The sequence below is a fragment of the Streptomyces sp. UF-297 genome, assembly GCF_058245575.1.
Genome location: NZ_JBSIBZ010000008.1, coordinates 1 through 24,712, shown reverse-complemented (window position 1 = coordinate 24,712; position 24,712 = coordinate 1). Strand labels below are relative to the sequence as shown.

Here is a 24,712-nt window from a genome sequence, read left to right as displayed (position 1 = left end):
TGTGAGGGGAGGGCGGCACTGATGCGCGTGCTGTTCACGGTGTCGGACTGGACCACCAACTGGTTCTCCCTGGTGCCCTTGGGCTGGGCGCTGCAGTCCAGCGGCCACGAAGTGCGGGTGGCCTGCGCGCCGAGCCAGGTGGAGCCGGTGCGGCGGGCCGGCCTGCTCCCGGTGCCCGTCCTGGTCCCGGCGGACCTGGCCGTCACCGCGCGGGTGCACAACTGCCGGCAGGCACAGGCCGGTCGGTGGCCCTTCGCCGAGCTGCCGCCGCACCCCGACACCGGCCTGCCGCTGGACTCCCCGGACGCCTTCGACGCCGCCGCCTGGTTCGGCGAGCACGCCGACCGCCTGGTCGCCAACGCCCGCGCCAGCACCGACGCCGCCGTCGCATACGCCCGGCGATGGCGGCCGCACCTGGTGGTGCACGACCTCATGAGCCTGGAGGGGCCGCTGCTCGGCCGGGTCCTCCAGGTGCCCGCACTGCTCCACCTGTGGGGCCCGGTCGGCCCGCTGGACCCGGTGCCGGGCCTGCCCCCGGGCGAGGAGCACACCTCCACCTTCCTCCCGCCCGACCTCAGCGACGCCTTCGGCCGCTACGGCGTGGGGGCGATGGGGCCCGAGGTGTACGAGCACGTCATCGACCCCTGCCCCACGAGCGTGGCGCCGCCGCTGAGCGGCAACCGCCTTACGGTGCGCCACATTCCGTACAACGGGCCGGGGCTCGCCCCGGAGTGGCTGGGGACTCTGCCGGAGAAGCCGCGGGTGTGCGTGGTGTGGGGCACCTCGGTCAGCACCATGTTCGGCCCTTCCTCCTTCCCCGTACCGCGGGTCGCCGAAGCACTGGCCGGCCTGGACCTCGACGTGATCTTCGCCCTCACCGGCCCCGACCGGGAGCGCACAGGACCGCTGCCGCCGGGCATGCGGGTGCTGGAGGAGTACGTGCCGTTGCATCTGCTGCTGTCCCGCAGCGATCTGACGATCCATCATGCCGGGGGCGGCTGCACCATGACCGCGCTCGCCGCCGGGGTGCCGCAGCTGGTGCTCCCGCCCGGCCACGACCAGGAAGTGATCGCGCCGAGACTCGCCGGGGCGGGCGTGGCCCGCTACCTCCACGCCGCCACGGCAGTCCCGGACGCGGTCCGCGGCGCCGCCCAGCACATCCTCGCGGACCGGGACTTCAAGGCCAGGGCCCAGGGGCTGCGCCAGGAACTGGAGGCCCGCAGGTCCCCCGCGGCCCTGGTCGCCTCGCTGGAGGAACTGGCCGGCGCGTGAGACAGCCGTCGGCCGCACCACCCCAGGGCCTCCCCGGCCACCCAGTCGTTCATTCGAGGCGAACCAAAGGGAAGTGATCACCATGACGCACTGCGACGTCCCGCGCAGACCTCTGGTCACCGTGCTCGGTGCCTCGGGTTTCGTCGGCTCCGCCGTGACCCGGCAGCTCGCCCGCCGTCCCATCCGGTTGCGGGTGGTGGCGCGCCGCCCCACCCCCGTACCGCCGGGCGCGGTGGCCAGCACCGAGGTGCGCACCGCCGACCTCACCCGGCCCGGAGTCCTCGCCGACGCGGTCCGCGGCGCCGACGCCGTGATCCATCTGGCCGCTTGCATCGGCGGCGAGGCGACCTGGCGGATCGCCGAGGGCGACACCGAGGCCGAGCGGGTCAACGTGGGCGTGATGCGCGACCTCATCGGGGCGCTGCGCGAGCAGCGCGCCGGCGGGCCGCCGCCGGCCGTCGTGTTCGCCGGCACCACCCTCCAGGTGGGCCTGCCCGACCGCATCCGGCTGGACGGCACCGAGACCGATGCCCCCCAGGGCGTCTACGGCCGCCAGAAGCTCGCGGCGGAGCGGGCGCTGGAGCGGGCGAGCGCCGAAGGCGTACTGCGGGGTGTGTCACTGCGGCTGCCGACGGTCTTCGGGCACGGTCCGCAGTCCACGGTGCCGGACAAGGGCGTGGTGGTCACGATGGTGCGCCGCGCCCTGGCCGGTGCGCCGCTGTCGATGTGGCACGACGGCACGGTCCGGCGCGACCTGGTCTACGTCGACGACGCGGCGGCCGCCTTCCTCGCGGCGCTCGACCACATCGACGCCCTGGCGGGTCGGCACTGGCTGATCGGCACCGGCCGGGGCGAGGAACTGGGCTCGGTCTTCACCACGATCGCCGGCATCGTGGCCCGCCACACCGGCGCCCCGCAGGTGCCGGTGGTGTCCGTCGAGCCGCCCGCGCAGGCGGAGGGCATCGACTTCCGCAGCGTCGAGGTCGACTCCTCCGCCTTCCGGGCCGTCACCGGCTGGCGCCCCCAGGTGCCGCTGGAGGAAGCGCTGCACCGCACCGTGGCCGCGCTGTGCGAGGGCCGCCTGGCCGGCCTCGTCGCCCGCTGACCCCTGCCGGGCCCCGTCCCGGATCCGCCCCCGACCCATCCCGCCGCGGCCAGGAGGACGCTTGCTCATCCGACTTCTGCGCACCCATCTGCGCCCGTACACACGGCCGTTGACCCTGCTGGTGCTGTTCCAGTTCGTGCAGACCCTGGCCACCTTGTACCTGCCGACCCTGAACGCGGGGCTCATCGACGAGGGCGTGGCCAAGGGGGACACCGGGCACGTCCTGGCGGTCGGGGGCGTGATGCTCGCCGTGGTGCTGCTGCAGATCGTGTGCGCGATGGCCGCGGTGTACTACGGCGCCAAGGTCGCGATGGCCGTCGGCCGCGATGTGCGCGCCGCCGTCTTCGCCCGGGTCCAGGAGTTCTCCGTACGCGATGTCGGCCGCTTCGGAGCCCCTTCGCTGATCACCCGCACCACCAATGATGTCCAACAGGTCCAGATCGCCGTGCTGTTGACCTTCACCCTGGTGGTGCCGGCCCCCGTCATGGCCGTGGTCGGTGTCGTGATGGCGCTGTCCCTGGACGCCACCCTGTCCTGGCTGCTGCTGATCGTCGGGCCCGTGCTGCTGCTCGTGGTCGTACTGATCCTGCGTCAGATGGCGCCGCTGTCACAGAAGATGCAGGACCGCATCGACCGGGTCAACCGCCTGTTGCGCGAGCAGATCACCGGCATCCGGGTCATCCGGGCCTTCGTCCGCGACGAGCACGAGCAGCGCCGCTTCGCCCGGGCCAACACCGAGCTGATGGAGGTCTCGCTCGGCGCCGCCCGGGTCAACGCCCTGATGCTGCCGAGCATCATGCTCATCCTCAACGGCGCCAACATCGCCGTCCTGTGGTTCGGCGGGCACCGCATCGACAGCGGCTCCATGCAGGTCGGCGCGCTGATCGCATTCCTGCAGTACCTGCTGCTCATTCTCCAGGCCGCCATCATGGCCGCGTACATGTTCATGGTGGTGCCACGGGCGGAGGTCAGCGCCGGACGCATCCGCGAGGTGCTCACCACCGTCCCCGGCGTGCAGGCCGCGCCGTCCCCCGTCACCGCGCTTCGCGCGCCCGGGCACCTTGAGGTGCGGGGCGTCGACTTCCGCTATCCGGGCGCCGAGGAGTCCGTGCTCAAGGGCGTCGACCTGATCGCCGAGCCGGGACGGACCACGGCGGTCATCGGCTCGACCGGCAGCGGCAAGACCACGCTGCTGCACCTGGTGGCGCGGCTCTTCGACGCCGAGGGGGGCAGCGTGCGGGTGGGCGGGAGCGACGTGCGCGAGCTGGCCCCGGCGCTGCTGCGGTCCACCGTGGGGCTGGTGCCCCAGAACCCCTGCCTGTTCACCGGGACCGTCGCCTCGAATCTGCGGTACGGCAACCCGGACGCCCAGGACGCCGATCTGTGGCGGGCCCTGGAGGTCGCCCAGGCCCGTGACTTCGTGGCGGCGCTGCCCGAACAGCTGCGGGCCCCGGTCGCCCAGGGCGGCGGCAACTTCTCCGGCGGCCAGCGCCAGCGGCTGGCCATCGCCCGCGCCCTGGTGGCCCGCCCCGACATCTACCTCTTCGACGACTCCTTCTCGGCCCTGGACTACGCGACCGATGCCGCCCTGCGCGCGGCGCTGGCGCGCGAGACCGGGGCGGCGGCGGTGGTCATCGTCGCCCAGCGGGTGGCCACGATCCGTGGCGCCGACCGGATCGTGGTCCTGGACGAAGGACGGGTCGTGGGGCTGGGCACACACGCCGAACTGATGGCGGCCAACCCGACGTACCGGGAGATCGTGCACTCCCAGCTCACCGACCAGGAGGCGGTATGACCGTGCGCCGGCGCAAGCGCGGGAACAAGGCCGGCGGACCGGCCGCAGGCGGGCCCGCGGGGGAGCAGGCCGTGGACTTCCTGGCCTCCGGCGCGCGGGTGCTGCGCGGCATGCGGCCGGACCGCGCACTGCTGTCCGTCGTCGTCGTGCTCGGCATCGCCGGCGTAGCGCTGTCCGTCCTGGTGCCCGCCGTCCTGGGCCGCGCCACCGACCTGATCCTGGACGGCATACGGGGCGACGGCGTCGAGTTCACCGCGGTCGGGCAGGTCCTGCTGCTGGCCACCGCCGCCGCCGTCGGATCGGCCCTGTTCACCCTCGTACAGGAACGGCTGACGGCGGCCGTCGCCGAGCGGACGGCGTTCCGCCTCAGGGCGCAGGCCACCGCCAAACTCTCCCGTCTGCCGCTGAGTTACTTCGACCGTCAGCCGCGCGGCGAGGTGCTCTCGCGCGTCACCAACGACATCGACAATGTCGCCCAGACCGTGCAGCAGACCCTGACCCAGATCATCACCTCGGTGCTGTCCGTCATCGGGGTCCTTGCGATGATGCTGTGGATATCCCCCCTGCTGGCGCTGGTCGTGCTGGTGACGGTGCCGGCGTCCGTCCACCTCACCAAGGTGATCGCCAGGCGTGCCCAGCCGCAGTTCGTGGCGCAGTGGGCCTCCACCGGCAAGCTGAACGGGCACATCGAGGAGATCTACACCGGCCACGCCGTCGTTACGGCCTTCGGCCGCCAGGAGCAGGCCGCCGCCACCTTCGCCGAGCACAACGACGCGCTGTTCACCGCCGCTTTCAAGGCCCAGGTCGTCTCCGGCCTGATCCGGCCCGCGATGACCTTCGTCGGCCACATCGGCTATGTGCTGGTAGCGGTGGCCGGCGGGCTGAGCGTGGCGTCCGGCGGGATGACCATCGGCGGCGTGCAGGCGTTCATCCAGTACACCCAGCAGTTCAACCAGCCCATCACCCAGGTCGCCGCGGTGGCCAACCTGCTGCAGTCCGGGGTGGCCTCGGCCGAGCGGGTCTTCGAGCTGCTGGACACCGAGGAACAGCTGCCTGACCCCTCAGGACCGTTGCCCGAGTCCGTGCCGGTGAGTCAACACCCGCGCGGGCGCGTGGAGTTCGACCACGTCAGCTTCCACTACGACCCGGACAAGCCCCTCATCGAGGACCTCTGCCTGACCGTAGAACCCGGCCAGACGGTCGCCATCGTCGGGCCCACAGGCGCGGGCAAGACCACGCTGGTCAACCTGCTGCTGCGGTTCTACGAGGTCACCGGCGGGCGGATCGCCGTGGACGGAGTGGACATCGCCACCCTGCCGCGGGGTGAGCTGCGCTCCCGTATCGGCATGGTGGTCCAGGACACCTGGCTCTTCGGTGGAACGATCGCCGAGAACATCGCCTACGGGGCGGATGGGGTCTCCCGCGAGGAGATTGTCGCGGCGGCCCGTGTCACCCAGGCCGACCACTTCATCCGGACCCTGCCCGACGGCTACGACACGGTGATCGATGAAGAGGGCGGCAATGTCAGCGCCGGAGAGAAGCAACTGCTCACCATCGCGAGGGCGTTTCTCATCGAACCGGAGATCCTGGTGCTGGACGAGGCGACCAGCTCGGTCGACACCCGTACCGAAATGCTCATCCAGCAGGGCATGAGCTCACTGCGCCGGGGCCGTACCAGCTTCGTCATCGCCCACCGGCTGTCCACCATCAGGGACGCCGATGTGATCCTGGTGCTGGATTCGGGCCGGATTGTGGAGCGGGGCACCCATGAAGAGCTGCTCGCCGAAGATGGAGCCTACGCCCGGCTGCACGCGGCACAGTTCGCCGAGGCGGTCCAGCAGGCGGGCTGAGGCTCGTCGGCACTTGGATCGACCCACGAAATCGCGCTCACCGTCCAGCGGTGAGCGCGATTTCGTGCATCCATACCGGCTCAGTTCGGCAGCGGGAAGTCAGGACCGACCGTCAGGGTCACCACGCCCGGCATCGCGTCCGCCGCTTCGGCGGTCTTCGTGCCCGGGAAGCGGGACGCCAGCACCTCGGCCTGTGCCTTGAGGGCCGCGGGGTGGCTGACCTCGGTCTTGGGGACGTTGGGCTTCGCGTTGTCGACGCCGACGACCGTGAAGCCCAGCTTGCGTACCTGCTCGGCCGCCTTGGCCCCGTCGCCGGTCTTGCCCGTGCCGTTGAGGACCCGGACCTTGACCGAGCGCGCGAAGATGGGGTTCTTGGACTCCTGCGCGAGCTTGTCCTTGTCGACCTCGCGGTCGTGCGCCAGATCGCTGAAGAGCTTGCCGGCCTGCGGGTACTGCCAGACCACATTGGCCTTGTCGGTGGGGACGTCCGCCTCGCGCCCGTAGTTGGGCACGGTCACGAAGGTGAGCCGGTCGCTGGGGATGCCCTTGACCGTGCCCGCCAGGTCGTACAGCGGCTTGAGCCCGTCCAGTTCCTCGTCGGTGGTGATGGACTTGGTCGCCGAGTCCAGGAAGCCGTACAGGGCGTCGGGGCTGCCCAGCTTGGACTGGGCCTTCTCGCCCAGCTTCTTCATGAACTCCTGCTGGCGGCCGATGCGTCCGATGTCGGAGCCGTCGCCGACGCTGTAGCGGGTACGGACGTAGCCGAGCGCCTTCTCGTCCTGGACGTTCTGGCAGCCGGCCTCCATGTCCAGGTGGGCCTTCTTGTCGTGGATGGCCGTCTTGGGGCAGACCTCGATCCCGCCCAGCGCGTTGACCATGCCCTTGAAGCCCTGGAAGTCCACCGACACGAAGTGGTCGATGCGCAGCCCGGTGTTCTTCTCCACGGTCTTGATGGTGCAGGCGGCGGCGTTGGCGACGTCGCCCGACTCCCCGCCGATGGAGAACGCCTCATTGATCTTGAAGGTGTGCGGCTTGGACATCTGACCCTTGCCGCGGTCGCAGGCGGGGATCGGCACCCAGGAGTCACGCGGGAAGGAGACCGCGGTGGCCCACTTCCGGTCGGCCGCGATGTGCAGCACCATCAGCGTGTCCGACTGCATGGTCTCCAGGTTCTTGCCGTACTTGGCGTTGGCACCCGTGCGGGTGTCGGAACCGACCACGAGGATGTTCTTGGAGCCGGGGCTGAGGTTGGCCGGGCGGTCCCCGCCCAGCTTGCTGCCCACGTCGACGCCGTTGATGTTGCCGTCCAGCTTGATGTACGCCCACACGCCCAGGCCGAGCGCGATGACCAGCACGCCGCCCAGGATGCCGCCGGTCCAGGCGAAGATCCGCCCGCGCCTGGTCAGCTTCGGCTTGCGCCGGCGCTCGGGCGCCTTGCGCCGTCTGCCGCCGCCGGAACGCTGCGCGCCGCTGTCCTGCTGCCGTCCGGATATGGGGCGTTCGCTGACTGACCGACCCATCGCACCTCCGCCTCGGGAGGTGGCGGGCCCTGGGTCAGGACCTGCACCTCGTCTCCGAATTCCCCACCATGTACCCCACTACACCCCCCTGCCTCGGCGCTCACGCGCCTTGCGGCACTCTACAGGCCATCTCTACAGGGCTGTAGAAAGCTGCGGAATTTCTTATAAGGCCATGGATTCAGGGGGTTTGTACGGGAGTTGTCGGCACAATCGCTGGCGCCGCGCGCAACCTCACAGCGGAGTCGCGGTCTTCAGTACGAGGAAGAGCGCCACCGCGGCGTTCAGCGAGGAGAGCGCGGAGGCGCACACCCCGGCGGTGGCGAGCATCGCGGCCAGCCCCGCGGGCGTGAGCGCGGGCGGCCAACTGCGGGCCGGCGGCACGGGTCCCAGCAGCGCGGCCACCCGCCGCGGCACCGGCCCCGGCTCGGGCGCGGCGAAGTGCGCGAAGTGTGCGATACCGGATGAAGCGGGCGCCTTACGGGCCACCAGCGCGGCCTTGCCCACGGCCCGCGCCGTCAGCCGCCGGTCGCCCACCACCTGCGCGGCCTCCTCGTCGGCCCACCGCTCCGCGCTGAAGGCGACCGCGGAACGCAGCGGCAGCAGAAGGGGGTTCACACACCCCGCCAGCCGTACGGTCAGCAGGAAGCGGTGGTGCCGCGCCGTCAGATGCGCCCGCTCGTGCGCGAACAGCGCGGCCCGCTCGTCACCGTCCAGGCTCTGCAGCATCCCGCGCGAGACCGCGATCCGCCCCGGCAGACCGCGCAGCGCGGGCACGGCGTAGGCGTACGGGGCGTCATCGGGCAGCACCGCCAGGTCCGTTCGGCCGGGCAGCACCTCCAGGGCGCGGTGCGTACGGGCCCGTACGCGGTAGTCGCGGCGCAGCGCGGCGGCGCAGGCCGTCAGCACGCCGAACAGGGCCAGGATCGCTGCCACGCCCACGGTCTCCGCGTACGGCACGGCGGCCCGTACCTCCGGGTCCGACCAGCCGTCCGGCAGCGGGTTGCCCGGCAGCTGGGCGGTGCCCACCACCATCAGCAGCGCCAGGCACAGCGTGCTGCACAGCCCGAGCACCGCGGCCAGCGCGGTGAGCAGGCGGGTGGCGCCGCGCGGGTGGAGGTAGTGGCCCGCCAGGCGGGCGATGGGCAGCGCGGTCAGCGGCAGGACCAGCGGCAGGAAGACGAAGACGCCCACGGCTCAGCTCCCGCGTCCGCGGTCGGGGGGTGTCGGGCCCGCGGCGTCCTGGGCCCGCTCCAGCAGGGAGCGCAGCAGCTCCTCGTCGTGCTCGGAGAGCGCGGAGACGAAGCTGGTCAGGACCGCGTCCCGGTCCTGCTCGCTGTCCAGGACGCGCCGCATGCGCAGCGCGGCCAGGCCCGCTTCGTCGGCGGCCGGCGTCCAGGCGTAGGACCGCCCGACGCGCTCGCGGGTCACTGCCTTCTTGGCGTGCAGCCGGGAGAGGATCGTCATCACCGTCGTGTACGCCAGATCGCCGCCGAGTCGTTCCTGCACCCAGGCGGCGGTGGCCGGGCCGCGGGCCTGGTGCAGCGCGGCCAGCACCTGCGCCTCCAGCTCGCCCTGCCCCCGTCGGCGCGCGCGGTCGTGGCCGAACGCGCGGGAACTGTTCCCGTCCATGCCGTCGCCTCCCATCGCGCCCCCCGCCCCGGTCGGGGCGTCGACGATCCTACTGAGCGCGCCGGGAACGCACGCCCCGTCCCGTTCGTAACTTCTACACGACTGTAGATTTAAGGTTCCGGCACTGCGGAACCGATCCACCGGGAGGAAGCACATGGGAGTCACGCTCGCCAAGGGCGGCAATGTCTCACTGTCCAAGGAGGCGCCGGGCCTGAGCGCCGTCACGGTGGGCCTGGGCTGGGACGTCCGTACGACCACGGGCGCGGACTACGACCTGGACGCCAGCGCCCTGCTGTGCACCGAGTCCGGCAAGGTCGCCTCGGACCGTCACTTCGTCTTCTACAACAACCTCACCAGCCCGGACGGCTCGGTCGAGCACACCGGCGACAACCTCACCGGTGAGGGCGAGGGCGACGACGAGTCCATCAACGTCACCCTCACCAGCGTCCCCGCCGAGATCACGAAGATCGTCTTCCCGGTCTCCATCCACGACGCGCAGGGCCGCGGCCAGAGCTTCGGCCAGGTCCGCAACGCCTTCATCCGCGTGGTCAACCGCGCGGACGGCGCCGAGCTGGCCCGCTACGACCTGTCCGAGGACGCCTCGACCGAGACCGCGATGGTCTTCGGCGAGCTGTACCGCCACGGCGCGGAGTGGAAGTTCCGCGCGGTGGGCCAGGGCTACGCCTCGGGCCTGGCGGGCATCGCATCGGACTACGGCGTCAACGTCTGACCTGCTACGGCGTCAACGTCTGACCTGCGGTCGTCAAGGGGACGGGCCCGCGGCGCTGTGCCGCGGGCCCGTTCCGTACCGGCGACCGTTTAGAGGTCGAACTCCACCGGCGAGATGTCCAGCGCGAAGCACGCCTCGCGCACCAGCGCCCGCTCGTCCTTGTCGAAGTTGCCGTCGGCGCCGCCGATGATGATGCCGATCTGGATGACGGCACGCGCCTCGGTCGGCTTCTTCTTGACCTTGCCGATGTCCTGCATGACGCTGACCTTGCCGAAGTCGAAGTCGGCGGTCAGCTTGTCCAGGTAGTCGTCGAAGCGGCGGCGCAGGTCCTCGGCCGGGAAGTTCTGCAGCACCTCGTTGCTGGCGATCAGCTGGGCCACGCGCTGCCGCTCGGCCGGGTCGATCGTGCCGTCGGCGGCGGCCACCAGCGCGCACATCGCCATGCTCGCATCCCGGAACGCACCGCTCTTGAGGTCGTTCTTCTTCGCGATGAGCTGGGACTGCATCGTCTGGGCGGAATCCTTGATCCGGTCCCACAGAGCCATCTGGATCTCCTCGTCGTACCGCATGGTGAGTAACGCAAAGGCAAAATCTACAGGCTTGTAGAACACGGCGGACACCCGCACCCGTCTCCGCTCTCCGGCCTGCGCAATATCCGGCATTCGCCCTAAAATTGCGCAAACCCGACACGTGGAGAGGGAACCGATGCAGCAGTCCGCCGCACCCGGCACACCGTCAGCCCCGCCGCCCCCTCCACCGCGGGCCCCCGAGGCGCGGCCCGGCCTGTGGAAGCGCTGCCTGTGGGGCGGTCTGGCGCTGTGGGTCCTGACGGCGATCGTCACCTACGCCACCCAGAACACCACCCTGCTGCCCACCCTCATCCTGCTCGGCAGCTTCCTGGTGCCGGGCGTCTTCGTCCTGTGGGCGTACGAGAAGCACGGCCGCGACCTGGGGCTGAACGTCCTGCTGACCTGCTTCGTGGTCGGCGGCGTGCTGGGCGTGCTGGGCGCCTCGGTGATGGAGTACTACCTCCTGCACCCCTCGCTGTGGATGTTCCTGGGCGTGGGCCTGATCGAGGAGGCGGTCAAGCTCGCCGCCCTGATGATCGTCATCCGCCGCTGGCGGCAGCTGCACGGCCTGCGCGCCGGCATGGTGCTCGGCGCCGCCGTCGGCTTCGGCTTCGCCGCCTTCGAGAGCTCGGGCTACGCCTTCAACGCGGTGGTCACCATGCAGGGCCTCAATCTGCGCTCCCTGCTGGAGACCGAGATCCTGCGCGGCCTGCTCGCCCCCTTCGGGCACGGCCTGTGGACCGCCATCGCGGGCGGCGTACTGCTGAAGTTCCGTACGCCCCAGGGCACCTTCCGCTTCACCGGACCCGTCATCAGCGCCTACCTGGGCGTCTCGGTCCTGCACGCCCTGTGGGACTCGATGCACGGCATCGCGATCTGGCTGGTCACCCGGGTCACCACCACCGACCTGGACCGCCAGCTCTTCGCCCAGGGCTACATTCCCACCCCCACCGACGAGCAGAAGCACCTGTTCACGCTCTTCTCCGACGGCGGCCTGATCCTGGTCTCGCTGGTCGGGGTGGGCTGGCTGCTGTCCCTGGCCAGGGCCGAGCGGGGCGGCGGCGTACGGGCGCCGCGTTGATCGATCGTTCATCCCCCGTCAATCGCCGTTACCTAACCTCGCCAAGTCCATGTAACCGACACTCAGTTGAAGAAAGCGGACGGCACGACACACGGGAACGAACAGGGGGACCCATGCACCGACTCGAACTCACCCTGCGCTGGCGCCGACTGGCCACCGTGACCCTGGCGGGCACGATGGCCACCACCGCCCTGGGCCTCATCGGAATGATCAACCCACCCGCGTAACCCCTCCGCCGGACTTCCCCCCTCGCAGCTGACCGACCGCACTTCCACATCGGATACGTCCTAGTCGGCCTCCCTGCCACCCGGCATCCCCGCGGCGAGCCCGTCCAGGACCCGCTGCAGCTGCCACTCGAAGGCCGCGTCGGGATCCGGGTGGCTCTCGGCCTCGTTGACCATGCGCGTGAACATCGGATACCGCCCGCTGTCCATGAGATGCCGGAGATAGGGCACCATCCGCTCCTGCCACGGGCCGGTGCCGGTCTCCGCCGTGTCGCCCGGCGGTCGGCGCCACGTCCGCTCCTCCAGCTCGGTCTGTACGAAACCGCTGACGAACGCGTGCAGGGTGTTGATGACCCGCACCATCTCGTCCGCCGAGAGCCCCAGACCGGCCACCGCCGACAGCGCGAACTCGGTGGCGGCCACCGAGTTGGGGCCGAGCATCGGGCGCCCGGCCCGCAGCGAGGCGAGCCAGGGGTGCCGCAGCACGGCCGCCCGCTTGGCCCGCGCCAGCCCGGCCAGATCGGCCCGCCAGTCGCCCGAGGGCCGCTCGGGCCGCTCCCCCTCGCCCGTCACCGCGTCGACCATGAGGTCGAGCAGTTCGTCCTTGGTGTGCACGTGCCGGTACAGCGACATCGTGCCGCATCCCAGCCGCTCGGCGACGCGCCGCATGGTGACCGCCGCCACCCCCTCGGCGTCCGCCACCGCGAGCGCCGCCGCCGTGATGCCCTCACGGTCCAACTGCACCTGCGCGGCCCGCTTGCCGCGCTGCGGCCGCATCCAAATGATCTCGCTCTGCCGGTCGCCGTTCGCGGCCATGGCGGGTCCTCCTCTTTTCGGCGGGCACGGTCGACGTCCGGTGCGCTTCCGGGCCCCGTAAGGGGCGCGGGGCTGTGCCGGCATGCGGCTCCGCCGCGTGGGCGCGACCAGCCCCCACCGGCCCGCGGTTTCACGAACACCCCTCCAGCGGATCGCCTCGGCCGTGCCGAAAAACCCTTGCACCGGATATCGGCGTGCGTACGATGTACGCCAGAGTACGCCGTACGCAAGGCCGCGCACCGCACACCCGCAGGGCGCCGCGCCAAGGAGGGGGCCTCCATGACCGCACCGGACGTGACCCTGGTGATCGGAGCGACAGGAAACGTCGGACGGCACGTCGTCCACCAACTCGTGGCGGCGGGCCATCCGGTCCGCGCCTTCGTCCGCGACCCGTCCCGCGCCGCCCTCCCGCCCGAAGTCGACGTCGTACAGGGCGACTTGACCACCCCCGACACCCTGACCCCCGCCCTTGAGGGCGTGACCGCGGTCTTCCTGGTCTGGCCCTACCTCACCCTGGACGACGCCCCCGCCGTCATCGACGCGATCGCCGCCGGCCCCCGCCGGGTGGTCTACCTCTCCTCCGCCGGGATCGACGACGGCCTGGAGGAACAGGCCGACCCGATCAACCGGTTCCACAGCGGCATCGAGCGGCTCATCGAGGAGTCCGGCGTGCCCTGGACGTTCCTGCGCTGCGGCAGCTTCGCGGCGACCCTGCTGCAGTGGGCCGAGCAGGTCCGCGAGGGCGTCGTGCGCGAGGCGTTCGGCGACGCGGTCCGGGTGCTGATCGACGAACGCGACATCGCGGCGGTCGCGGTGCTCGCCCTGACCCGGGACGGGCACGTGGGCGAGCGGTACGTACTGACCGGACCCGAGGCGCTGAGCCAGACCGACCAGGTACGCACCATCGGCGCGGCGATCGGCCGCCCGGTGCGCTTCGAGGAGGTCCCGCAGGAGGAACTGCGCGCCGCCATGCTCGCCGAGGGCTGGCAAAGTGCCGACATCGACGGCCTGTTCGCCGCGTACGAGCAGATGGCGCAGGTAGAGCAGCCGGTGCTGGACACCGTGCGGCAGCTCACCGGGACCCCGGCCCGTACGCTCCACGAGTGGGCCGCCGACCACGCGGACGCCTTCCGCCCGACAACCGCCCATCGTCCAGGAGGAACTCCCATGCGTGTCATCGCCTTCGACCACCTCGTCCTCAACGTCGCCGACGCCGAGCGCGCCCTCGCCTTCTACTGCGGCCCGCTGGGCCTGGAGCCGGTCCGGGTGGAGGAGTGGCGGGCGGGCAAGGCCCCCTTCCCCTCGGTCCGGGTGAGCCCGGTGACGATCATCGACCTCGTCGAGGGCGAGCGCGGCGGGTCCAATGTCGACCACATCTGTCTGGTCGTCGAGCCGCTGGAGTGGCAGCAGGTCGTCGACTCCGGCGTCTTCACGGTCCTGGACGGCCCCGGCAAGCGGTACGGCGCCCGCGGCGAGGCGGAGTCGCTGTACGTACAGGACCCGGACGGCAACACGGTCGAACTGCGCTGGTACCCGCAGGACATGTGAGAAGGCGGACGGGGGCGGACAACGGCTGACGCATGGCATGATCACGTCGATACCACGTTGATCAGCACCGTGAGCCCTCGCGGTGCTCCGTCCCGTTGCCGTGTGGCGCAGCCCACCGCACGTCCCCAAGGGTCCGACTTTGCGCAAGACAGCCAAGCGAGCAGTTTTACCTGCACTCGCCGCCATATCCCTGCTGACCGCGGGGTGTTCGGCGACCCGTACCACCGACACCGAACACCCCGGCGCGGCAGCGGCGGCCGCCGGTGACCACACCGCTCCGGAGGCCCGCGTGGGCTCCGACGGTGCGAACGCCGACAGCACGGACGGCAAGGGCGGTTCGGGCAGGGAGGTCCCGTCCGGCGGGGCCTCCTCCGGCAGCCCCCGGAGCCTCCCGGTCACCGGTGCTCCCGCCGCGGCCATCCCCACCGCCGTCGTCCGCCCGGCGGGCGGATCCGCCCCGCAGGCCCACAAGTCCTCCCTGCGCGTGGCCTCCTATGACCGCCGCAGCGGCCGCGCCGTCATCACGGGCCCGGCCCACGCCGCCCCGAAACCCGCCCCGACGGTCCCCGCCCCGAAGGCCACGCCGGAGAGATCCCCGAAGGACGCCCCGAAGGACGCCCCGAGGGACGTCCCGAAGGACATCACTCCGACCCCTCCCGCTCCTCCCGCCCCCTCTCCCTCGCCCAACTCCTCCGTGGCCGTGGGCGATGTCATCGCCAGCGCGCCCGCTCCCGGTGCGCCCAACGGCGTACTGGCCAAGGTCACCCAGGTGCTGGGCAAGTCGGGCAAGGGCACCGAGGTCAACACCGCCCCGGCCACGCTCAGCGCCCTGCTGGGCGACGACAAGGCCGACGGCAAGGTCCCGGTCGACCCGGCCTCCGTACAAGTCGATCCGCTGGTCAAGGGCGTCAAGCTGTCCTGGGCCAAGAACGGCGCGCCCCGTGTGGGACCGCACGGCGCCGAGCTCCCGCTGGGCAGCCTGCGCCTGGACGTCGGCACCGCCATCGCCACCGCCAAGGACGCCCCGGCCTCCGCCGGGGCCTCGGTCTCCGGCTTCGTACAGCTCTCCCCGCAGGTCGAGTTCTCCTACAACGGCACCGGCTCGCAGGGCGGCTCCAAGGACGCGGCCGCACCCAGCGGCGCGCGCATCGCGCTGTCCGGCGACTGGTCCTCGCAGTGGCAGCTCAAGGGCCAGGCAGCCGCCTCCACCGACGGCAAGCCGCTGCGCCTGCCGTTCGCCAAGCTGCACGCCGACCCGGTCATCCAGGTCGGCCCGGTCCCGGTCGTCGTCAACCTCGACCTGACCTGCTACCTGGCGGTGGAGGCCGACGGCAAGATCAGCGTCGACATCCGCCAGGACCTCAAGGGCGGCTTCCGCGTCGGCGGCAGCTACTCCTGGGCCAAGGGCTGGACCCCGCTCAACACCTCCACCCTGCACTCGACCCCGGTACGCGCCACCGCCACGGCCGCCGGAAAGGCGAAGGCCACCCTCGGCGCCGAGGCGGGCATCGGCCTGTACGGCATGGCCGGCGTCAGCGCCGACATCGCCCCCTACCTCAGGGGCGAGGCCACCGCCGAGGCCACCGCGGCCACCGACGGCAAGGCCTCCGCCACCGCCTCCTGGAAGGCCTTCGGCGGCCTCGACCTCACCGGCACCCTCAAGGCCCACCTCTCCATCTTCGGCACCCCCCTCTTCGAAAAGCGCATCCCCCTCGGCGCTCTCCACCGCGAATGGAAACTCGCCGAGGGAAACCTGACCACCAACAACCGCTGACCGTAAGGCAGATGCCCCGCCGGAGGATCCTCCGGCGGGGCATCGCCGTATCCGTCGCGCAACTCACCCCGGCGCAGCGGGAATCAGCGCGCGAGCGGCCCGGAGATCCTCCACGTGGCGTCCTGGCTGAATTCCTTCTCGGCGCCGAAGCGGTGCTTGCCGCCCAGCGCCTTCTGCGCCTCGGCGACCGGCTAGCGGTTCATCCCGCTCTCCTGCGCCGCGGTCTGGGGGCGCCGGACCTGCTCGCGGTTGGCATCGTCGTTCTTCTTCATGAAGAGGTCGAAATCGCGCTTGTAGGCCTGGTCGGCGCCGGTGTGGATGAACTGCTTCCAGTCCGCCGGGTCCTGGCTGTTCACCGCCTGCCGCGCGGCGGCGAGGAGCTCGGCCTTCTGGGGGTCGTCGGGGGTCAGACGCAGCAGTTCGCGGATGAACGTGTCGTCGCCGAGGTCGAGCATGGCCTCGGTGGGAACGATCCCGAACAGCGCCGCGGCGAGCTTGCGCGCGGGGATCTCCTGACGGCGCCGCTCCTCCTCGCGGAGTTTGTCCTGGACCTCTTTGACCTCGTTGAGTACGTCGCGCCTGTTGGCCGTACGGACGCCGTTGGCGATGAACTCCCGCCAGGCGTCCCGGTCCCCCGCCAGCGCTCGTTCAGCCTCCGCCTTGACCTCCGGCCCGGCAGCGGAGTGCTTCATGACCGCGCGGATGAACTCCTCGTCGCCGAGAGCCAACAGCTCCGGGGTGATGGGAATACCCACGGTGCGAAGGGCCTGAGACTTCTCCGACTGGGCCTGGCGCTCGGCATTGGCCTTCTCGATCTCCCGCAGGTATTCGAGGCGGCGCGCCTCCTGGTCGTCCGTGGTGCCGACTCGCGCGTGATCGGTGGCAGAGATGCCGGCCGCCGCCTTCGACGGTGCGGCGAAAGCGGTGACCGGCGCGGAGATACCGGCCGCCACGGCCACTGCGGTAGCGGTCACCACCCCGCGACGGAAGACCTTCCGTATGCCTGCGGAGGCGGTGTGGCTCTTGTGCATGGTGTTCTCGGCAACCCTTCTGATGCGAAAGGGGGATGGAAACACGCCAACGCGCTGCCGTGCATGTCCATTACGGTCTGATGTCGCTTCCGTGACAAGTTGGCTCAACTCCGGACAGCTCGGCCTTTGGCAGGGGGGATTTTCAGCCATCCTCGACGAAACCGTACAGATGCGCGCAGAGCCATTCAGGTCCCTTCATGTCATGGCCATTTCCGTGTCGTGAGGGTTCGGCGCCGTTGAACGGTGCCGTGCGGGTGTGGCTGATTACTGACGATTCGTATCCCCTGTGGCGCAATCCATGTGATTGGTTCCTCTCATTGCGCGTAGGGGAGGGCAAATCGCGCCAGGGGTATGCGGAATCGTCGATTCCGTATCGAGCGGGGCGCGATGGCCGAGCGCCGATTCATTCAGCGACCCCCCGGACGGCAAGTGTCCGAATCGCATGATTCTCACTGTGAGTTAGGAATTCAGAACGTGATAAGCAGACGTCCGCGCGCTGCGTGGATGACCGGGCTTCTGGCCGTTTCCGTGGCGGCCGGTGCGCTGACCGCCGCTTCTCCGGCATCCGCCGTCGAGGGCGGTGCGGTGAAGGACGGGTCGTACGCGTTCACCGCGAAGCTGAACATCGGCGACGGCAAGCGCGGTTGCTCGGGCGCGCTGGTGGACAAGCAGTGGCTGCTGACCGCCGCCAGCTGTTTCGCGGACCAGCCCGCGCAGGGATTCAGGATTGCCGCGGGTGCGCCGAAGCTGAAGACCACGGCGACGATCGGCCGTACGGATCTCAACACCGCGGCCGGCACCGTGGCCGACGTCACCGAGCTGGTGCCGTACGAGGGCCGCGACCTGGTCATGGCCAAGCTCGCCAAGCCCGTCAGCGGCGTCACCCCGGTGGCGATCGCCACGGCGGCGCCGGCCGTGGGCGAGACGCTGACGGTGGCCGGCTACGGCCGTACCAAGACCGAGTGGGTCCCCGACAAGCTGCGCGGCGCGGCGTTCACCGTCGACTCCGTCCAGGACGGCTCCCTCGGCATCAGCGGCAAGGACGCGGACGCCGTCGTCTGCAAGGGCGACACCGGCGGCCCGGCCCTGCGCGAGGCGGGCGGCAAGGTCGAGCTGGTCGGCGTCAACAGCGCTTCCTGGCAGGGCGGTTGCCTGGGCGCGGACGCGAACGAGAAGCGCCGCGGCGCGGTCGACACCCGCGTGGACAACGTCGGCGACTGGGTGCAGAAGATCCGCTACCGTGCGGTCTTCGCCGGGGCGCCGTGGAAGTACGCGGAGCTGATCGCCTCCGGGTACTACACCGGCGGCTCGGCCGGCGGCACCCGGCACATGGACATGATCGTGAAGTGGATCGACGGTGAGGTCACCCTCTACCGCGGCGCGGACGACAAGGACGCCGCGCACCCCTTCTCCGGTGAGTACCGCCTCGCGGCCGCGGGCAGCGTCTGGAAGCACGCCACGCTGATGACGGGCGCGAGCTTCGGCGGCGGCTCGGACGGCCTGGTGGTGCGCTGGAGCGACGGCGAGCTGACGCAGTACACCCACGTGGACGAGAAGGGCTTCCACGGGGAGAAGAAGCTCGCCGCGGCCAAGAACAAGACGTGGGGCTACGCCAAGCAGATCACCGCGGGCCGGTTCACGGGCAACGCCCAGCGCGACGACCTGCTGGTGACCTGGGTCGACGGCGAGGTCTCGCTCTACACCGACCTGAACACCAACGCCCTGCGCGGCGAGAAGACGCTGATGAAGGCGAACAAGACCTGGGGATACGCCACCCAGATCAGCGCCGGTGAATTCACCGGCAAGAAGACCGCGGACCTGCTGGTGCGCTGGGTCGACGGTGAGACCACCATCTACCCGGGCGTGGACGCCGCCGGATTCCACGGCGAGAAGCAGATCCGTCCGGCCAAGTCCCCCTGGCAGCAGGCGACCGTGGTCACCACCGGCGCCTTTGTCGCCAACGACCGGCCCAACGACGTCCTGGTGCGCTGGGAGGACGGCTCGCTCCGCCTCTTCCCGGGCGTGGACGCCGCAGGGCTGCACAACGAGATCAAGCTCGTCGGCTGACCCTCAGCGGTTCTTTGGTCCGGCCCGCCGTCGATACGACGGCGGGCCGGACCGTTCGGGTTCGGGCCACCTGCGCCTTCTCCCTCTCCCCTCTTTTCCATTACGCCCACTCAGGGAAGTTGTCATGAGACGAGCACCATGGACGCGCGCCGCCACCCTGGCGATAGGCGCCTCCTTCGTACTGTCCACACCGGCGATCGCCGCCCCCGGCGAAAAGGAGCCGAAGCCCTCACCGGGTGTGACGCGGCAGGACATCCAGCAGGCGCGGGAAACGGAGCGCTATTGGACGCCGGAGCGCATCCGCGAGGCCGTTCCCGCGGATTCGGCACCCGAGCAGGCGGCACCGGGCGCGCGCCGCAAGCGCTCGCTGCAGGAGCCGACCCGCCCGGCGGGCGACGGCATCGCCACCGTCGGCGTCTTCCTCTTCCGCAACGACGACGGCACGGCCACCTCCCACCAGTTCTGCAGCGCCAGTTCCGTCACCTCGCCGACCAAGAGCCTGGTCATCACGGCCGCGCACTGCCTCAAGGGCGACAAGCCGCTGCGCGACGTCGCCTTCGTCCCCGGCTACCGCGCCGGAGCCACCAAGGCCGGTGAGGCGGGCGAGACCCCGTACGGGATCTTCCCGCTGAAGCCGGGCAAGGTCTGGATCGACGGCCGCTATCTCCAGCGGACCCCCAACGACGACGTGGACTTCGCCTTTCTGCGCGTCGGCCCCAATTCCCAGGGACAGCTCCTGGAGGACGCCACAGGGCGTGGCAACGAACTCACCGCGGTGCGCTCCGCGGATCTCTCGCGCGAGGACGTGACGATCGTCGGCTATCCCGGCGGCCAGAAGACCCCGCTGCGGTGCACCAACACCACCACGGCCTTCCAGGGCCGGTTCATGGAAATCAAGTGCGACGGATTCCGCTCCGGCGTCAGCGGCGGTCCGTTCCTGGAGAACTTCGACGGCGCGCGCGGCAATCTCGTCGGTGTCATCGGCGGCTACAAGACCGGCGGACTCTACGACCACACCTCCTACACCTCACAGTTCGACGAGGATGTCTTCCGGCTCTACGACCAGGCGGTCAACGACAAGGCCCCCGACGCGGGCAACCCCCTGGGCGACGCCACGATGTGGCAGCACACCAAGCAGCTGGCCGCCGGCCGCTTCCACTCCTCCTCGGTGCGCAACGGCACCAGCGACCTGATCGTGCGCTGGTCCGACGGCGAGGTCTCCCTCTACCCCGGCAACGGGACGTACGGGCTGGGCAAGGACATCCAGCTCGTCGCGGGCAACGACACCTGGAAGCACGCTCAGGCCGTCACCGCCGGGAACTTCGCCGGCGAGGACACCGACGACCTCCTCGTACGGTGGTCCGACGGTGAGCTGACCCTCTACAAGGACGTCAACGAGCAGAACAAGCTCCGCAACGAGATCCAGCTCAAGGCGCCCAACGCCCTGTGGAAGCACGCCGTCGGCATGACCGCGGGACGCTTCGACGGCGGCACCCGCAGCGATGACCTGGTGGTCCGCTGGTCCGACGGCGAGGTCACCCTCTACACCGACATCGACGCCAAGGGCCTGCACACGGAGAAGCAGCTGACCGCCGCCAACCGGACCTGGCCCTACGCCCGGGACATCGTCGCCGGCGACTTCAGCGCCACCTCCTCCTCCCAGGACCTGATCGTGCGCTGGAACGACGGAGAGGTCTCCGCCTACGAGGACCTCGCCGCCAACGGCCTCAAGGCCGAACACCAGCTCCGCGCGCCGGGCTCCCCCTGGCGCACCGCCGCCATGACCGCCGCGGGCGCCTTCGGCGGCGGCGCCCGCAGCAACGACCTCGTCGTGCGCTGGTCGGACGGGAAGCTCGCCCTGAACGCCGACACCACCACCCGCTCCCTGGGCCAGGAACACACGCTCGTCCCGCACCCCAACGGGTAGGCGGCATCCGGCCCTCAACTGAACGCCGCAACACGGCAGATGAGGTCGGCCCCCGCTCTCCGGGAGGAGGCGGGGGCCGGGTGGCGGTGCATGCGGTCCGTCAGGGCTTGGGCCACATGGCGACGCGGGTGCCGAGGGACCCCTTGCCGTCGCCGGGGTAGAGGTAGAGATTCCCGGCGCTGTTGATCGCGGCGATGTCGGCCTTGCCGTCACCGTCGAAGTCGCCGCCCAGTACGGCCCGGAAGCTGCCCCAGGTCTCGTCGGGCCACATCGCCTTGCCGTACCCGAACGTGCCCTTGGCGTTGCCGGTGTACAGGCCCAGACCGCCGGTGTTGGAGACGGCGGCGATGTCCTCGCGGCCGTCGCCGTTGAAGTCGGCGGTGGTGAGGTGCTTCTTGGACCAGGTCTTGTCGTGCCACACCTGGCGCTTGAAGCCGGACAGCACGCCGTCGCCGTTGGTGGTGTAGGCGTACAGCGACCCGTCGCCCCAGATGGCCACCAGGCCGTCGCGGCCCGAGTCGTCGGCCTTGTAGCGGGCGAAGCGCGTAATGGTCTTCCAGGAGGTGTCGCGCCACATCGAGCGCGGGGAGCCCAGCTTCCCGCTCTTCGTGCCCGGGTACAGGTCGAGGTTGCCGTCGAGATTGACGGCGGCGATGTCGGCCAGGCCGTCGCCGTTGAAGTCACCGGCGGCCATGGCGCGCTTGCGGCCCCAGCTGCCGTCGTGCTTCCACAGCTCACGGCCGTACTCCAGCGTGCCGTTGGCTCCGGAGTAGAAGACGTGCAGGTTGTGGTCGTCGAGCACGGCGGCCACGTCCGGGCGCCCGTCGCCGTTGAAGTCGGCGGCGGTGACGACGTCGGTGACGCGGGAGGACAGCGCCGACAGCCGGACCTGCTGGATCCAGCCGTGCACGTCGTCGACGCGGGTGGAGACGGCGCCGGTGCGCGTCTCGTCCGTGCCGAGGCAACCGCCCTGCCACGAGGCGCTGTTGACGGCGGCCAGCTCGTAGCCGCCGTCCTTCGCCGCGCGCAGGGCCGGGCCGCCGGTGTCGCCCTTGCAGATGCTCGCGCCGTCCTTGCCGGTCATGGCCACCGTGGTCGCCGAGACGGCGTCCACGGCGAACGCGCCGGTGTGCAGCCGGCCGGGGACCCAGGCGTCCTTGGTACGGCCGTAACCGGCCACCCGCAGCACCGACGCGGCGTCGGGCGCGGTGGCGGCGACGGCCACCGGGGCGATGTCCTCGACCGGCTTGGACAGCCGTGCCATCACCAGATCGCGGTCGGCGCGCGGCGCGAGCTCGGTGATCTCGCGCACCTGGCCGCCCTTGCCGAAGAGGTTGTCGCGGCCGATGGTCGCGGTCGTCTTCCACTTCGGCTTCCCGGCGGACACCTTGGCGCCCTGTACGGGGCTGTCGGCGAAGCAGCTGGCGGCGGTCAGGACCCACTGCGCGTCGACCAGCGACCCCGTACAACTGCGCTTGCCGTCGCCGATGTCGAGCTGTGCGGTGAACGGGTGCGCCCCGTCCTTGGCGGCCTCACCCACCACGGCGTTCGCCGGGACTGCGGTGAGCAGCCCGGCCGCGACGGTGGTGGCGGCCAGTCCTGTGATCCACGTGACGCGCGGACGTGTGCCGAGCACGATCTCTACTGTCCTTCGTTCCTGTGCTACTTGCTGGTGATGATTTCGAGCAGCATGTGCTCACGGCCGGCGGGGTCGGCGTTCTCGCCGATGCCCTTCCAGCTGTTCTTGGGAATGTCGAAGGACTTCTTCTCGCCCGTGTCCGCGACCTTCATGTTGACCGTGGCCTTGTAGTCGTTGCTCTGTACGCCACCGACCGAAGGCACCTCCAGGGAGAGGTAGCCGCTGTCCCCGGTGACCTTGAAGCAGAAGTCCGGGCGGTCGCGCGCGATGAACTTCAGGAGGTTGGGCTCGCTGCCGCACTCGGCGAGGACTATGTGACCGTCCCCGCGGATGAGCTTCAGGTTCTTCTCCTTGAGGATCTTGTCCGCGTTCGGGTACGCGAAGTCCTCGACGGCGATGGGGGGTTGTCCGTCCGCCGGGGCTGCGTCCGCGGCCTGGGTGGTACGGGGGGCGTCGGCATTCGCCGCACCGGCCAATCCCGTGAGCAGAACAGTGCTGCCGGCCAGGCCGACGGCCAGCAGGCGTGAGGACTTCCGCATCGGTGACTCGCGTTTCGCTTGGTGAAGAGCCTGAATGAGGCAACTTTGCCCCGTTGGAATGACTATCACTCAACCTCGGCCGGTCTCAACCGTGATGGGCCGTTATGGAAGTGTCATCTTTAGCGGAATTTGACATTCCGTCATTTCCGAGTCTTCGACTCCATGTATTCAACTGACCTGCACGGCAAGGGAATTGAGGAATTTGGCGGCTGCCCGGGCAATGAGGGCCGTATGTCCGCAGGTGCCTTTAAGTCCCCCTTACCTTCGATTTATGCGTGTGATCATGCTTGCCGGACTCATGACCACACCTCACGCCGCGTGAGCGTGAGGTTTCCAGCAGGGAAGTGCCTGACATGAAACCGTCAAGTATGTCGCGGCGTTCGCGACATCTGTCCAAGAGATGCACCGCCCTCACCGCGATAACCACGGCAGCGGTGATTCTCGGTACGACCGTGGCCCACGCGCTGCCGGCCCAGACCGGCGAGGACGCGCTTCCGGAGAACGCCCGCAGCCAGGCCGTTCAGGCGTGGAAGACCGGCGGTACGGCGGCCAAGCGCGAGGCCGCCAAGGCCCTGACGGGCTCCGCCGCCGATATGAACAAGTTCCTCGGGGGCGCCCTGTACCGGGCCCAGGTCGAGGACGCCCGCTACACCATCCTCAAGACGATGGCGGACGCCGGAAAGGGCGTCGCGGACGCGTCCGACAAGGCCCTGTCGGGTTCCGACGAGGACGTCCTGAAGTTCATCAAGGACGGATACGAGAAGCCGCTGCAGGACGACCGGCGATTCGCCGTCCTGCGGGCGATGAACGCGGGCGGCAAGGCCGTCAACCGTGAGGGCCAGCGCGCCCTGGACGACGGCAAGCCCGAGGTCCTGGACAAGTTCCTTGAGGAGGGACTGGACAAGGCCACCGTCGAGGACAACCGGTACGAAGTACTGAGTGTCATGAACTCCGGTGGCCCCAATGTGAAGCAGGCCGGCGAGCGCGCCCTGAACGGGGACGCGGGCGATCTGGCCGAATTCCTGGAGCGCGGCCAGGAGCTGGCCCGCGCGCGTGACCAGGAGACGATGACGGTCACGCAGCTGGCCCAGGTCGCCACCGCGGCGGGCAAGAAGGCCAAGGCGGAGACCGACGCGGCGCTGGAGGCCTCCGCGGTGGCCGACAAGGCCGCGGCGAACGCCAAGAAGGCCGCCGAGGAGGCGGCGCGGGAGACCGCCGCGGCGAAGTCGGACGCGGACAAGGCCGGCCGGTTCGCCACGAAGGCGGCCCGCGCCGCCGAGGGCGCGGCAGCCGCGGCCCGTACCGCGATCCGCGCCTCCAACAATGCGGTGGCCGCTGCCCGTACGGCCTCGCGCGCCGCCTCGAACGCCGCTGCGGCCGCTGCCGCCGCGGGCCAGGCGGCGTCCCGCGCCTACCAGGCGGCGAATGCCGCGATGTCGGACGCGGGTCAGGCCGCGGCGGCGCGCAAGGCAGCCGAGCAGGCCCGTAACGCGGCGGCGGGTGCCCGTACCGCTGCGGCCGCGGCCAGCCAGGCGGCGAGCGCGTCCGAGGCGGCGGGCCGGTCCGGCTCGGCCGCTGCCAGCGCCGCCCGCAACG

At 70.6% G+C, this 24,712-nt stretch carries 19 protein-coding genes and 1 pseudogene; 12 read left to right on the top strand and 8 right to left on the bottom strand.

Annotated features, from left to right (window positions below; genetic code table 11):
* Positions 1–21 precede the first annotated feature (21 nt).
* The 4 genes from AC4IJH_RS07160 to AC4IJH_RS07145 all read left to right on the top strand — a co-directional run bounded on the left by AC4IJH_RS07160 (position 22) and on the right by AC4IJH_RS07145 (position 6,022).
* Entirely contained in the window at positions 22–1,272 is a 1,251-nt protein-coding gene (locus AC4IJH_RS07160) for a nucleotide disphospho-sugar-binding domain-containing protein (RefSeq protein ID WP_490850687.1), read from the top strand.
* An 82-nt stretch (positions 1,273–1,354) separates the two neighbouring features.
* A complete protein-coding gene (locus tag AC4IJH_RS07155) occupies positions 1,355–2,377 on the top strand; it encodes an NAD-dependent epimerase/dehydratase family protein (protein ID WP_490850686.1) in 1,023 nt (340 codons plus the stop codon).
* 61 nt (positions 2,378–2,438) lie between these two features.
* Positions 2,439–4,172, top strand: a complete 1,734-nt coding sequence (locus AC4IJH_RS07150) for an ABC transporter ATP-binding protein (RefSeq protein ID WP_490850685.1) — start codon at positions 2,439–2,441, stop codon at positions 4,170–4,172.
* Entirely contained in the window at positions 4,169–6,022 is a 1,854-nt protein-coding gene (locus AC4IJH_RS07145) for an ABC transporter ATP-binding protein (protein ID WP_490850684.1), read from the top strand. Before AC4IJH_RS07150 ends, AC4IJH_RS07145 begins: the two co-directional genes overlap by 4 nt.
* 80 nt (positions 6,023–6,102) lie before the next feature.
* On the opposite strand, the gene AC4IJH_RS07140 is transcribed toward AC4IJH_RS07145, so the two are convergent.
* From AC4IJH_RS07140 to AC4IJH_RS07130, 3 genes are all read right to left on the bottom strand, one after another.
* Positions 6,103–7,542, bottom strand: a complete 1,440-nt coding sequence (locus AC4IJH_RS07140) for an LCP family protein (RefSeq protein WP_490850683.1) — start codon at positions 7,540–7,542, stop codon at positions 6,103–6,105.
* A 231-nt stretch (positions 7,543–7,773) separates the two neighbouring features.
* Positions 7,774–8,733, bottom strand: coding sequence for a M56 family metallopeptidase (locus AC4IJH_RS07135; protein WP_490850682.1), 960 nt, complete (start codon positions 8,731–8,733; stop codon positions 7,774–7,776).
* A 3-nt stretch (positions 8,734–8,736) separates the two neighbouring features.
* Positions 8,737–9,171 carry a BlaI/MecI/CopY family transcriptional regulator gene (locus AC4IJH_RS07130; protein WP_490850681.1) on the bottom strand — a complete coding sequence of 145 codons (435 nt, stop codon included), beginning with the start codon at positions 9,169–9,171 and terminating at the stop codon, positions 8,737–8,739.
* A 154-nt stretch (positions 9,172–9,325) separates the two neighbouring features.
* On the opposite strand from AC4IJH_RS07130, the gene AC4IJH_RS07125 reads away from it, so the two are divergent.
* Entirely contained in the window at positions 9,326–9,901 is a 576-nt protein-coding gene (locus tag AC4IJH_RS07125) for a TerD family protein (RefSeq protein ID WP_490850680.1), read from the top strand.
* A gap of 89 nt (positions 9,902–9,990) precedes the next feature.
* On the opposite strand, the gene AC4IJH_RS07120 is transcribed toward AC4IJH_RS07125, so the two are convergent.
* Entirely contained in the window at positions 9,991–10,446 is a 456-nt protein-coding gene (locus AC4IJH_RS07120) for a tellurite resistance TerB family protein (protein ID WP_490850791.1), read from the bottom strand.
* 160 nt (positions 10,447–10,606) lie between these two features.
* On the opposite strand from AC4IJH_RS07120, the gene AC4IJH_RS07115 reads away from it, so the two are divergent.
* The gene (locus tag AC4IJH_RS07115) at positions 10,607–11,551 is read left to right on the top strand and encodes a PrsW family intramembrane metalloprotease (protein WP_490850679.1); all 945 of its coding nucleotides are present in this window, start codon (positions 10,607–10,609) and stop codon (positions 11,549–11,551) included.
* Positions 11,552–11,838: 287 nt separating this feature from the next.
* Here AC4IJH_RS07115 and AC4IJH_RS07110 read toward each other — a convergent pair whose 3' ends face one another.
* On the bottom strand, positions 11,839–12,591 hold the full coding sequence (locus AC4IJH_RS07110) for a TetR/AcrR family transcriptional regulator (protein ID WP_490850678.1): 753 nt from the start codon (positions 12,589–12,591) through the stop codon (positions 11,839–11,841).
* Positions 12,592–12,870: 279 nt separating this feature from the next.
* Between AC4IJH_RS07110 and AC4IJH_RS07105 the strand changes: the two are divergent.
* The 3 genes and pseudogenes from AC4IJH_RS07105 to AC4IJH_RS07095 form a co-directional block, all read left to right on the top strand.
* Positions 12,871–13,677, top strand: a pseudogene (locus tag AC4IJH_RS07105) (NmrA family NAD(P)-binding protein); the annotation flags it as partial.
* Between the two features lie 81 nt (positions 13,678–13,758).
* A complete protein-coding gene (locus AC4IJH_RS07100) occupies positions 13,759–14,139 on the top strand; it encodes a VOC family protein (RefSeq protein WP_490850790.1) in 381 nt (126 codons plus the stop codon).
* 139 nt (positions 14,140–14,278) lie between these two features.
* Positions 14,279–15,913, top strand: coding sequence for a hypothetical protein (locus tag AC4IJH_RS07095; RefSeq protein ID WP_490850677.1), 1,635 nt, complete (start codon positions 14,279–14,281; stop codon positions 15,911–15,913).
* Between the two features lie 191 nt (positions 15,914–16,104).
* Here the strand turns inward: AC4IJH_RS07095 and AC4IJH_RS07090 are convergent, their stop codons facing one another.
* Complete coding sequence (locus AC4IJH_RS07090) at positions 16,105–16,944, bottom strand: ALF repeat-containing protein (protein ID WP_490850676.1); 840 nt, start codon at positions 16,942–16,944, stop codon at positions 16,105–16,107.
* Positions 16,945–17,448: 504 nt separating this feature from the next.
* On the opposite strand from AC4IJH_RS07090, the gene AC4IJH_RS07085 reads away from it, so the two are divergent.
* On the top strand, positions 17,449–19,011 hold the full coding sequence (locus AC4IJH_RS07085; protein ID WP_490850675.1) for a S1 family peptidase: 1,563 nt from the start codon (positions 17,449–17,451) through the stop codon (positions 19,009–19,011).
* Positions 19,012–19,135: 124 nt separating this feature from the next.
* On the top strand, positions 19,136–20,938 hold the full coding sequence (locus AC4IJH_RS07080) for a trypsin-like serine peptidase (protein WP_490850674.1): 1,803 nt from the start codon (positions 19,136–19,138) through the stop codon (positions 20,936–20,938).
* A 100-nt stretch (positions 20,939–21,038) separates the two neighbouring features.
* Here the strand turns inward: AC4IJH_RS07080 and AC4IJH_RS07075 are convergent, their stop codons facing one another.
* Positions 21,039–22,574, bottom strand: coding sequence for an FG-GAP-like repeat-containing protein (locus AC4IJH_RS07075; protein WP_490850673.1), 1,536 nt, complete (start codon positions 22,572–22,574; stop codon positions 21,039–21,041).
* Positions 22,575–22,600: 26 nt separating this feature from the next.
* Positions 22,601–23,116: a hypothetical protein gene (locus tag AC4IJH_RS07070; protein ID WP_490850672.1), complete on the bottom strand. Its 516-nt coding sequence runs from the start codon at positions 23,114–23,116 to the stop codon at positions 22,601–22,603.
* Between the two features lie 434 nt (positions 23,117–23,550).
* Here AC4IJH_RS07070 and AC4IJH_RS07065 point away from each other — a divergent pair.
* Positions 23,551–24,712 (top strand): ALF repeat-containing protein (locus AC4IJH_RS07065; protein ID WP_490850671.1); only part of this gene is annotated, 1,162 nt, incomplete at its 3' end.

What these genes read in the sequence shown, in the direction of transcription:
- AC4IJH_RS07160 (WP_490850687.1), top strand. Translation starts at nt 22, where the DNA reads ATGCGCGTGCTGTTCACGGTGTCGGACTGGACCACCAACTGGTTCTCC.
- AC4IJH_RS07155 (WP_490850686.1), top strand. Translation starts at nt 1,355, where the DNA reads ATGACGCACTGCGACGTCCCGCGCAGACCTCTGGTCACCGTGCTCGGT.
- AC4IJH_RS07145 (WP_490850684.1), top strand. Translation starts at nt 4,169, where the DNA reads ATGACCGTGCGCCGGCGCAAGCGCGGGAACAAGGCCGGCGGACCGGCC.
- AC4IJH_RS07140 (WP_490850683.1), bottom strand. Translation starts at nt 7,542, where the DNA reads ATGGGTCGGTCAGTCAGCGAACGCCCCATATCCGGACGGCAGCAGGAC.
- AC4IJH_RS07130 (WP_490850681.1), bottom strand. Translation starts at nt 9,171, where the DNA reads ATGGACGGGAACAGTTCCCGCGCGTTCGGCCACGACCGCGCGCGCCGA.
- AC4IJH_RS07125 (WP_490850680.1), top strand. Translation starts at nt 9,326, where the DNA reads ATGGGAGTCACGCTCGCCAAGGGCGGCAATGTCTCACTGTCCAAGGAG.
- AC4IJH_RS07120 (WP_490850791.1), bottom strand. Translation starts at nt 10,446, where the DNA reads ATGGCTCTGTGGGACCGGATCAAGGATTCCGCCCAGACGATGCAGTCC.
- AC4IJH_RS07115 (WP_490850679.1), top strand. Translation starts at nt 10,607, where the DNA reads ATGCAGCAGTCCGCCGCACCCGGCACACCGTCAGCCCCGCCGCCCCCT.
- AC4IJH_RS07110 (WP_490850678.1), bottom strand. Translation starts at nt 12,591, where the DNA reads ATGGCCGCGAACGGCGACCGGCAGAGCGAGATCATTTGGATGCGGCCG.
- AC4IJH_RS07100 (WP_490850790.1), top strand. Translation starts at nt 13,759, where the DNA reads ATGCGTGTCATCGCCTTCGACCACCTCGTCCTCAACGTCGCCGACGCC.
- AC4IJH_RS07090 (WP_490850676.1), bottom strand. Translation starts at nt 16,944, where the DNA reads ATGCACAAGAGCCACACCGCCTCCGCAGGCATACGGAAGGTCTTCCGT.
- AC4IJH_RS07085 (WP_490850675.1), top strand. Translation starts at nt 17,449, where the DNA reads ATGACCGGGCTTCTGGCCGTTTCCGTGGCGGCCGGTGCGCTGACCGCC.
- AC4IJH_RS07080 (WP_490850674.1), top strand. Translation starts at nt 19,136, where the DNA reads ATGAGACGAGCACCATGGACGCGCGCCGCCACCCTGGCGATAGGCGCC.
- AC4IJH_RS07070 (WP_490850672.1), bottom strand. Translation starts at nt 23,116, where the DNA reads ATGCGGAAGTCCTCACGCCTGCTGGCCGTCGGCCTGGCCGGCAGCACT.